At 69.3% G+C, this 7,995-nt stretch carries 5 protein-coding genes and 1 rRNA gene; 3 read left to right on the top strand and 3 right to left on the bottom strand.

Annotated features, from left to right (window positions below; genetic code table 11):
* Positions 1-92, top strand: a 5S ribosomal RNA gene (rrf, locus tag AB0J87_RS29055); the annotation flags it as partial.
* A 478-nt stretch (positions 93-570) separates the two neighbouring features.
* Here the strand turns inward: rrf and AB0J87_RS29050 are convergent.
* Positions 571-2,223, bottom strand: coding sequence for a hypothetical protein (locus AB0J87_RS29050; RefSeq protein ID WP_363970108.1), 1,653 nt, complete (start codon positions 2,221-2,223; stop codon positions 571-573).
* Between AB0J87_RS29050 and AB0J87_RS29045 the strand changes: the two genes are divergently transcribed.
* Entirely contained in the window at positions 2,161-3,294 is a 1,134-nt protein-coding gene (locus tag AB0J87_RS29045; RefSeq protein WP_363970106.1) for a hypothetical protein, read from the top strand. The two genes, AB0J87_RS29050 and AB0J87_RS29045, sit on opposite strands and share 63 nt — an antisense overlap.
* Positions 3,295-3,890: 596 nt before the next feature.
* On the opposite strand, the gene AB0J87_RS29040 is transcribed toward AB0J87_RS29045, so the two are convergent.
* Entirely contained in the window at positions 3,891-4,826 is a 936-nt protein-coding gene (locus AB0J87_RS29040) for an MBL fold metallo-hydrolase (RefSeq protein ID WP_363970104.1), read from the bottom strand.
* 110 nt (positions 4,827-4,936) lie between these two features.
* On the opposite strand from AB0J87_RS29040, the gene AB0J87_RS29035 reads away from it, so the two are divergent.
* Positions 4,937-5,356 carry a single-stranded DNA-binding protein gene (locus AB0J87_RS29035; protein WP_363970102.1) on the top strand — a complete coding sequence of 140 codons (420 nt, stop codon included), beginning with the start codon at positions 4,937-4,939 and terminating at the stop codon, positions 5,354-5,356.
* 430 nt (positions 5,357-5,786) lie between these two features.
* On the opposite strand, the gene AB0J87_RS29030 is transcribed toward AB0J87_RS29035, so the two are convergent.
* Positions 5,787-7,919, bottom strand: coding sequence for a DUF1015 family protein (locus AB0J87_RS29030; protein ID WP_363970100.1), 2,133 nt, complete (start codon positions 7,917-7,919; stop codon positions 5,787-5,789).
* Positions 7,920-7,995 lie beyond the last annotated feature (76 nt).

The following is a 7,995-nucleotide window of genomic DNA, read 5'->3' as shown; positions in this document are numbered from 1 at the left end:
CACCCGGTTACATTCCGAACCCGGAAGTTAAGCTTCTCTGCGCCGATGGTACTGCACTCGGGAGGGTGTGGGAGAGTAGGTCGCCGCCGGACAATCTTTGAGGGGGTTCGACGCCTTGGGCGTCGGACCCCCTTTTTTTTGTGTGCTGTGCCGGCTGTGATGGGGGGCTGTGAGCCGTTCCCTCGCGCGGCCGGCTGCTCGCCCTTCCACTCACTGGCCAGATCGGCGTCCGAGGCCACATTTCTGTAGCTGTGACGTTCCGCTGACGGCGCAGCTGTGCGCTGTTCCGCAATTCGAGCGCCTTCGTAAACGGACGACGGGCGTCGACCGCTCCGATGGCAGAGCGGCAACTTCGGCCGAATCCCGTTCGCGGATCAAGATTTCCGCGAGGCGTGGTGACAGTGCGAACACTCTCGCTGACCGTACGTTTCTGGTTGCGCCGATATATGGCTTGCGTCCGGGCTCATGGACGTACTGGGGCTTGCTAGGCTGGAAGGAACCGGGCCACCCAACGGGTGGCCTTCGTCGCGTAAGGCCCGAGAGGCGGCGACCAGCCACGGTGGACCGTCGTTATGAGTCCGCTGAGTGAGCCAACGAAATGGACCAGAAGTGAACAGTGATAACGGATCGGACGGCGGACAGCGCGGGCGCGGCGACTATGGGGACAGGCGCTCCAGCGGAGGCGGCAGGAGCGGCGGGTACGGCTCTCGTGGGCGAGACTCCGGCGACGACCGTCCGTTCCGTTCCGACGACAGGTCGCGCTCCTACGGTCGTGGAGACAGGACGCCGCGGCGCGACGACGGATACAGAGATGATCGCGGCCCGCGTCGTGAGGGTGACGAGCGTCGTTCGTTCGGGGACCGGGATGACCGTGGGCCTCGTCGTGAGGGCGGGTTCGGCGAGCGGCGCGAGGGCAGCAGGTACGGCGATCGTCGTGAGGGCGGCTCCCGTGAGGACCGTGGCCCGCGCCGCGAGGGCGGCTTCGGCGAGCGCCGGTACGGCGACCGCCGTGAGGGCGGGTCTCGTGACGATCGAGGTCCGCGCCGCGAAGGTGGCTTCCGTGACGACCGGGGTCCGCGCCGTGAGGGCGGGTTCCGTGAGGACCGCGGCCCGCGTCGTGAGGGCGGCTTCGGCGACAGCCGTGGCCCTCGACGTGAGGGTGATGATCGCGGACCCCGGAGTGACGATCGTCGTACCTACCGCGACCGCGACGATCGCGGCCCCCGTCGTGAGGGTGACGAACGTCGTCCGTTCCGGGACCGGGATGATCGCGGTCCTCGTCGTGAGGGCGGGTTCGGCGAGCGGCGCGAGGGCAGCAGCTACGGCGACCGTCGTGAAGGCGGCTCCCGTGAGGACCGTGGCCCGCGCCGCGAGGGCGGCTTCGGCGAGCGCCGGTACGGCGACCGCCGTGAGAGCGGGTCTCGTGACGATCGAGGGCCGCGCCGCGAAGGTGGCTTCCGCGACGACCGGGGTCCGCGCCGTGAGGGCGGGTTCCGTGACGACCGGGGACCGCGCCGTGAGGGCGGGTTCCGCGACGACCGGGGTCCGCGCCGTGAGGGCGGGTTCCGCGACGACCGGGGTCCGCGCCGTGAGGGCGGGTTCCGCGACGACCGAGGACCGCGCCGTGAGGGCGGGTTCCGCGACGACCGAGGACCGCGTCGTGAGGGTGAGGAGCGTCGTTCGTTCCGGGATCGGGATGATCGCGGCCCCCGTCGCGAGGGCGGTTACGGTGACCGGCGTGAGAGTGGGGGCGGCCCCCGGCGCGAAGGCTCGCGTCCGTTCTCGAGGGACGACCGTGCCCCCCGCAGAGAAGGCGGCTACGGCGACCGCCGCGAGGGCGGGTTCCGGGAGGACCGGGGCCCGCGTCGTGAAGGCGGATTCGGTGGCAGGCGCGAGGGCGACCGCGGCCCGCGTGGCGGCGGCGACCGTCGCGAAGGTGGCTTCGGTCCCCGCCGGGACTCGCGGCCGTTCTCGCGGGACGACCGCGGCGAGCGACCCGACTCCTCGGGCACCCGCGCCAGGTACGGCAGGTCCGACCGCGACGCCGAGGCCCCACAGCGCGAGAAGCTGCCCGAGGTCGCGCTCGACATCACCGCGGAGGAGCTCGACAAGGAAGTCCGCGAGGAGCTGCGCTCCCTGCCCGGCGACCTCGCCGAGCTGGTGGGCCGGCATCTCGTCGCCGCCGAACGGGCGCTCGAGGACGACGACCCCGACCGGGCGCACGAGCACACGAAGGTGGCACGCAGGTTCGCGGCCAGGATCGGTGTCGTACGAGAGGCCGCGGGCATCGTCGCCTACCGCGCGGGACACTTCTCCGAAGCGCTGAGCGATCTGCGCGCGGCCAGGAGGATGACGGGCTCTGACGCCTACCTGCCGGTCATGGCCGACTGCGAGCGCGGTCTCGGTCGTCCGGAGCGGGCGCTTGACCTCGTACGTTCGCCAGAGGCCGAACGCCTCGACCGCGCCGGACGCATCGAGCTGACCATCGTCGAGTCCGGCGCCCGCCGCGACCTGGGCCAGCACGACGCCGCCGTGATCACCCTGCAGCGCCTCCCCGAGCTGCGTGACCCGCAGCCCAGGCCGTGGTCGGCGCGGCTGGCGTTCGCGTATGCGGATGCTCTGGCCGAGGCCGGGCACCAGGACGCGGCTACGGACTGGTTCGGGCGGGCGATGGCGTTCGACGAGGACGGGGAGACGGAAGCGGCCGAACGTTACGCCGAGCTGACCGGGTCCGTCATCGAAGACGTCGAGGAGGAGTTCGACTACGAGGACGACTTCGACGACGCCGGCGCGGCCGAGGCAGCTGAGGCGGCCGAGGACGTGGATGACGCCACGGCCCTGGCCGAGGCGGGCGACCTCTTGGCCTCCCCGGAGAGCGTCTCGGACGAGGCGTCCGCCGACGTAGTCGATGAGGAGTCCTCGGAGACGGCCCCGGCCGAGGAGGAGTCGCGGGAAGCGGCGCCGGCCGACGTCCTGGAAGAGCAGCCGGCGGACGTTCTGGACGAGGAGCCGCAGGAGGCGGCCTCGGCAGACGTACGGGGTGGGGAGTCGCGAGAAGCTGCCCCCGCGGACGCATCGGATCGTGGGCAGGAGGCTGCCCCGGCCGACGCGTCCGAGCAGTCCGGTCCCGCCGACGCTGCCGAGGAGCAGACTGAGCGGCCTGCTCAGGAGGCCCCGAAGCAGGCCGAGGCGCCGAGCATCACCCCGGCGTTCATCGAGCCCAACTTCGGAGACACGCTCAGCGACGAGTCCGACGAGCCTGCCTCGGACGTCAAGCGCAAGTCCGACGACTGACGCCAAGTCCCCGCCGTACCCGGACCGATACCGTCGCCATCCGACGGTCAAGCCGGTCCGGTACGGCGGGGACGGGTGGGCGACCGCTCAGGGTCTCGTTCGATGACGAACGTCCGCCCATCCGGCCCGCCGGTGGATGCTGTACGGCATGAGCGTGCGAATCCCCCGCGCGATTGATGGCGAGGACTCGGCTCCTCGTACGGTGCCGAGGAACCCAGCTCACGTCCATCGGCCCTGAAATCCCATACGCATCTGACCGCCTGAAGTTCCCGTCTTCATGCGAGAAACCCCGCAGGCCTTCGACCGCGAGAAATCCTGCAAAGCGTTGACCCGCGAGAAGCCCAGTACACGCGTGACCCAGGGGAATCTGACGTCGACGACGTCGGCGCACGTGCAACGGCACGACGCCTCCTGACCTGTATGACGCCAAGAACCGCCACACACGGGAGCACGACGCCCCCTGACACACGCATGACCCCCTCACGCACGGCTTCTGCGGCGAGATTTATTGGCCAGGCGAGGAAAGCGGATACCGGCCAGGCGACGACGGGGACATCCACCCGCCCCCATCGCCCGGAACCTCCCGCAACGCGCGGCTACGGTGAGACGCGGTTGAGCCAGTGGAGGATCCCCGCCACGTTTGACGGAGCACCACTCAACATCTCGAGTTGCTCAGCCGCCCCATCCTCCCCACCAGCAGCCTCCAACGCCCGATAGCGATCCTTGGTGCGATCCCTGACCATGGCGACGGCGTGGTCCAGATCCATCCCCTCAGCATGAGCCTGCCGAGTGAGATCAACCCAGATGCGAAGCTCCTCCGCAGACCGCTCCAAAGTCTCCTGTACGGCATCGACCGGCCCATAGTGGCTGAACAGCAGCCGTTGCGGCCCAAGCGCCTCGAACAACGCGATCGAGTCGAGCGCCGTCTCCAGGTCGAAGTCCGGCGGCGGCGTCGCTGGACGGAGGTCGCCCGTTTCGGGGAGGTAGACGCCGGCCGCGTCGCCGACGTACAGGTCTCCGGTGGCGGAGTCGATCAGGCCCACGTGGTGTTTCGCGTGCCCAGGGGAGTAGTGGCTGTTCAGCGTGCGTCCGTTGCCCAGGTCGACGGCTCCGGTGTCGCCGAGGGCCACGATGCGTTCGGCCTCGGTGGGCGAGAGTTCACCAAAGAGTGTGTCGAGCTTGTCACCCCACACCATCCGCGCACTGGCCATCAACCGTGACGGGTCAGCCAGATGGCGGGCGCCCTTCTCATGTACGACGATCTGCGCGGACGGGAAGAACTTGGCGATGTCGCCCACGCCACCGGCGTGATCCAGATGAATGTGCGTCACTACGACGGTGGCCAGGTCCTCCGGGCCGACACCGAGCGAGGCGAGCGCATCGCGCACCACAGGGGCCGAGGTCGAGGTGCCCGTCTCCACGAGGCACGGCCGATCCCCCAAAATCAGATAGCCGGCCGTGATACCCGTGTATCCAGCCATTTTGGTGTCGATTTCGTAGACGTCGCCACCCAACGCGGTGATGTTTTCCACAGGAACTCCCGAGCCTCCAGCAGCTGTCCCCAGAACGGCATTCCAGCCGATCCGGCCTCCTCCTCATCGTAGATAGTGATCTCCACCAGAGCACCGATAGGAGGACGGCAGTGGACCGAAACGAAGTCCTGCTGGTAGGCCGGCTGTCGGCGGGGGTCGAGGAGCACTCCTTGCCCAGCGGCGACACCGTGGCGAAGTGGCGCATCATCGTGCGCCGTCGCCGCAACCGACGCGGAGCCGCCCTGACCGACAGCATTCCGTGCGTCACCTTCGACCCGGAGACGGCGGCCACAGTCCGCGGCCTCAAACCCCGCGACTACATGGAGGTGACCGGGTCCTTCCGCTGCCGCGTCTTCGGCCCGTCCGCGGCCAAGATCTGGCGGTACGAGGTGGAGGTGAGCTCCGCCAGACCGTACGAAGCCGACGTTCCCCTCCGCAGCGACCTTCCGGACGGCCCCACCCACAGCTCTCACGGAAGCCTCGCCGCCCTGATCCCCCGCCAAGTGGTCTACCTCGCCCCAGCAAGCTGACCCACTGGTTGTGGAAAGTTGGCGTGCGCGGAGAGCGCTGGCGCCTCGCCCGGTCGTGGACAGCGCCCTCTCGTGGGGTGGCGGGCCGGCCGGTCGAGGGTGTGGATTTCCTCGGCCGTCCGTCGACCGAGAGCACATAACCGGCCGCCGCGGTCAGCGGTAGCGCTCGCGGTCATCACGTGGAGTCGCTCGGCCAGGCAGCGCTCGCTGGCGGGTGGCTGGGCTGGCCATTCGATCGGGGCTGTCCGCGGCTGGGCGGTCCTGCTGGGTGTTGCACCGTTCCGTGTGTCCCGCCGCCCACGGGTGGTTCTCGCAGGAGCCACCGCACAGCGCTTTATGGACGGCGGGGACGTCCTTACGATCGCCGCGCAGACGGCGGACGTCGGCGATCGTGAAGAATCCTGCGCCGCGGTTGAGGGAGACGGCTGCGTCAGTCGATGGCGAACGTGCGTAGGACCAGGCCGGTCCTGGGCTTCGGACCGAAGGAGGTGGACTTGCGGGGGACTCGTTCGCCGCCCGCAGCGACGGCCAGTACGTCGTCGACCGCGAGCGGCTTGAGGAGCACCGCGGTGCCGCCGGTGCGGATGGCCAGTCGCACCGCGGCGTCCGTGTCGTGGTGGACGATGCGTACGGCCTGCTCGTCATCGCGCATGCCCCACACCTTGGGCAGGACGAACTCCGTGAGGACGGAGGTGTTGAGGGAGTTCCAGCGCTCGGAGTGGTCGGGCGGCATGGCGCGGGCGAGCTGCACCGGGTCGGGGTTGGTGAGCAGGTGCGTGCCACCCTCCCCGCCGAGCAGGAAGGCCGGCTCTTGAGCCTCCTCCAGGGCGGCCAGGCCCTGCGCCAAGTCGTCGAAGTCGTGAACGCGCCACGCGCCTCTGGCCTTGGCGACCGCCTCGGCGAGGGGGAGCCCGGGGATCACGCGGTGGATGGCCTGCAGATTGGGCGGGTACGCGGTGGAGTCGACGAGCAGGGCAAGCCCGAAGTCCCACGGCCCGACCACGGGTTCTGATGTCGAGCGGCCGCCGCCTGGGGGCACGGATCCGGCCTTGCCGGCGACACCATCGGTCCCGGAGACCTGGGAGGCCTGGGGGATGTCAGGGATCGACGGCTTCCCATCCAGGTCGAGGTTCCCGCTGGGGGAAGACGTCTGTGATTCCGAAGGGATGGCGGGATGAGGTGGTTGAGCCGCTGGTTCGACGTCAGAGGAAGACGACGGGGCCTCAGACGTGGCGTCGGATCGAGCTGCTGAGGTGGTGGCGTGCTGCTCGGCTTTCGGAGTGGTGGCTGGGCGCGTGGTGGTGCGGAGCGGGTGGGCCTTGGGGACGGCCACCGGCTCTGGCTCTACGGCGCTGGATGACCGCGCCTTTGAGACGCTGGATGGTTCCGTCTCCTGAGCGGTGGGTGGCTGGGTCTTGGAGGTGGTGGATGGTTCTGCGTCCTGAGCGCCGGGTGACTGGGCCTTTGAGACGCTGGATGGTTCTGGCTCCAGAGCAGTGAGCGACTGGGCCTTGTCCTGAGCGCCAGGTGACTCGGTCTTTGAGGCAGTGGATGTTTCTGCCTCCGAGGCGTTGGGTGACTGCGCTTCTGAAGTGGCGGCAGGCCGGGAGAGGTGGGCTTCTGACGTGGCGGTGTGCAGCGGTGGCGGCGTCCGAGGGATGTCGGGTGGTTCCGGTCTCGTGGTGGTGGTGAGCGGCTGCTCGGGCTGGGCCGAGCGGTGGGTGGCGTGCTCCTGGCGTTGGAGGACGCGGTACGTCGCGTACCGGTGGTGGCCGTCGGCGATCAGGGCTTGGCGGTCGTGGAGATCGGCGTTTATCGCGTTGATCTCGGATACGTCCGTGATGGCCCACAGGCGGTGCGTGAGGCCATCCTCGGTGTGGGCGGACACGAGGGGGCGCCGTTCCGAGGCCACCTCGTCCACCAGGCGAGTGGCCGTGCCGTTATCGCCGTTGTAGAGGAGGAAGATGGGTTCGAGGTTGGCCTGCGTGGTGCTCATGAGAGCGAGCCGGTCGGTGATGGGGCCCGGCATGACGTCCTCGTGGGGGAGGATGATGCGCTGCCCCGGATCGGCCAGGCCCACGTCGCCGATCAAGCCGCGTTGCAGCACGTTCGGCCCGCTCTGCTCGTACACGTAGAGCGCTGGAACGTCATCCGGCACCAGGACACCCGTGTCCAGCCAGGCCCTCAGCGTGTCCCGCGCCTTGGCATAGCGGGTTTCAAGCCCGGCGTCGGACGGTGTGGGAGGAACGGACGCCTGCTGCTGCGTGGTGGTCGGCTCGCTGTCGGCCGACGGGCGATGGGGCGCGGTGCTGGGTGTTTGGTTTGGTTCCTGTTGCCGATGGGGGGCTGGTGGTTTGGCGGAGGAATCGCCTCGGGGGGAGCGGGGAAGGATGAGTCGGACGACGTTGTTCGGATGGGAGTCCAGGAGGGCGTCCACGTCGGCGTCGGAGATCAGGTCGTATGGCGGGGAGGTCACCTTGGCGGGATCTTCGACGGCGAAACGTACCCCTCGGAAGGGTCGCAGCACCAGCCCGTCCGGCATCGGCAGTTCAGGAGTCCCCATACCGGGCATGCTCCCATAAATGCTTGTCCCTCCCGGAAGTCGCCCCATGGTTGCAGCCCGTGCCCTTTCCGTAGCA

The sequence above is a fragment of the Nonomuraea sp. NPDC049625 genome (assembly GCF_040675285.1).
In the GTDB taxonomy this organism is placed as follows: domain Bacteria; phylum Actinomycetota; class Actinomycetes; order Streptosporangiales; family Streptosporangiaceae; genus Nonomuraea; species Nonomuraea angiospora_A.
This window is presented reverse-complemented; position numbering and strand designations above follow the sequence as displayed.

Coding starts and splice junctions, on each gene's coding strand:
- AB0J87_RS29030 (WP_363970100.1), bottom strand. CDS start 7,919: ATGGGGACTCCTGAACTGCCGATGCCGGACGGGCTGGTGCTGCGACCC.